Annotated in this window: 1 protein-coding gene; it reads right to left on the minus strand. The window is 70.9% G+C overall.

Annotated elements, in window-relative coordinates; genetic code table 11:
* Window positions 1–107 precede the first annotated feature (107 nt).
* The gene (locus ACYVE9_RS24255) at window positions 108–1,604 is read right to left on the minus strand and encodes a glutamate--cysteine ligase (RefSeq protein ID WP_461030029.1); all 1,497 of its coding nucleotides are present in this window, start codon (window positions 1,602–1,604) and stop codon (window positions 108–110) included.
* Window positions 1,605–2,089: the final 485 nt, after the last annotated feature.

A 2,089-nucleotide genomic window follows, 5' to 3' on the forward strand; every position in this document is an offset into this window, starting at 1 on the left:
CGGGCGGAGCGGCAGCGGTCGCGCGGCGGACAGCCGGACGTGCCGAAGATCCAGCAGGTGCGTCGGGTCCGGGCCGGGGAGCGGGCCGGGCCGGGCCCGTAGCGGTGTCAGGGACCGGCGGGCCAGGTGTGCACCGGCTCCTCCGTCCTCACCAGCTCGCTGTAGCGCCGCACGACCGCGGCCAGGGCCTTGTCGCGGTCCAGGCCGCCCTCCCGGGCGCGGTGGTAGGAGGCCGCCTGCCAGGTGGCACCGTTGGTGCGGCGGCGGCAGCGCTCCTCGATGATGCCCAGGTAGAGGTCCCGGTCCGCCGGCTCGATGCCCCACTTGTCCAGCCCGGCGGCGGCCAGCGGCAGCAGTTCCTCCCGCACCAGGCGGTCCACCGGCAGGGTCATGAGCCCGCCGCCGCGGCCGGACCGCGGCCACTGGAGCCGGGCGTCGATGCCGTGCCGGCAGGCGGACCGGAAGTTCTCCTCGGCGACGGCGAACGGCAGCCGCTTCCACACCGGCCTCGACTCGTCGGCGAGCGCCCGCACCAGGCCGTAGTAGAGGGCCGTGTTGGCGAGCACGTCGGCCACCGTGGGGCCGGCGGGCAGCACGCGGTTCTCCACCCGCAGGTGCGGCACCCCGTCGGCGACCCCGTAGACGGGCCGGTTCCACCGGTAGATCGTGCCGTTGTGCAGCACGAGTTCGGCGAGCGAGGGCACGCCGCCCTGCGCCACCAGCGGCAGCGGCTCCTCCTTGTCGCGCACCGGGAGCAGCGCGGGGAAGTACCGCACGTTCTCCTCGAACAGGTCGTAGGCGGAGTCGATCCAGCGTTCTCCGAACCAGGTGCGGGGACGCACGCCCTGGGCGCTCATCTCCGGCGGTCGCGGGTCGGTGGACTGCAGGAACAGCGGGACCCTCGACTCCCGCCACAGCTCGCGGCCGAACAGGAACGGCGAGTTGGCCCCGACCGCCACCTGCACGGCGGCGATCGCCTGCGCGGCGTTCCACACACCGGCGAACCGCGACGGCGTGACCTGGAGGTGGAGCTGGACCGAGGTGCAGGCCGCTTCCGGGGCGATCGAGCCGGACGCGTACCGCAACCGTTCCACACCCTCGATGTCGAGCACGACCTCCTCCCCGCGGGCGGCCATGATCTGGTCGTTGAGCAGCGTGTAGCGGTCGGCGTCGGAGAGGTTGGCGGACACCAGGTCCTCACCGGTGAGGGTGGGCAGGATTCCGATCATCAGGATGCCGGCGTCCACTTCTCGCGCTTTTCGGTCCGCGTACGCCAACCCGGTGCGCAGCTCTTCCGCCAGCTGGTCGAGAACTCTGCCGCCCAGCTCGTGCGGAAGAATATTCACTTCCAGATTGAACTGCCCGAGCTCGGTCTGGAAATCCCGGCTCCCGATACGGCGGAGGACTTCCGCGTTCATCATGCGCGGCATTCCGTCGGCGTCGGCGAGATTCAGCTCGATCTCCAGCCCCATGAGGTTGCGGGGACGGTCGAAGCGCCGCTGCTCCAGGAGTCGCCCGAGGCCCTCCAGGCACTGGTGGAGCTTGTCCCGGTAGTGCCGGCGGTCCGCCAGGTCGAACCCGTCGACCGCGACCTTCTGCCCCATCGCTGGGTCCCTCCTCCTGTGGATGTGCCGGGATGATGCCCCGCGGTGTGATCGATAACTCCCACCGGCGGGCACCGGACGGTATGCTGGCTGCTGACTTTCGCCCGGCACATTCCGAAGGCATACCGAGCGGGGCGCGGTGGCGGCTCCGTCCTCGTGAGATTGACCGACGAGATCCGGCCTCCGTGCCGGGAGCCGAATCCGAGGTCCACGTCCCGCTTCCGACTTGTAGCCGGTAATCGCGTGGGCAAACCGTCCTGATTGCCCCTTGCCGGAAACTCCGGCGACGGCTACCGGAAAAACTAATGGAACAAATGTCGTATAGACTCGGTTCCGAGGCTGTGACGCGACGCCGGTCAGCACCGGCGGACGACGTCCGCCGACCGCCCGCGCAGTCCCGGCCCGCCGACAGCGTCGTCCGCGCCCCGCCGCGCACCCCCGTGTCTCCCGAGTGAGAGGCGACCCATCATGCCCCTGCACGCCCC

This window comes from Streptomyces sparsus (genome assembly GCF_054776295.1).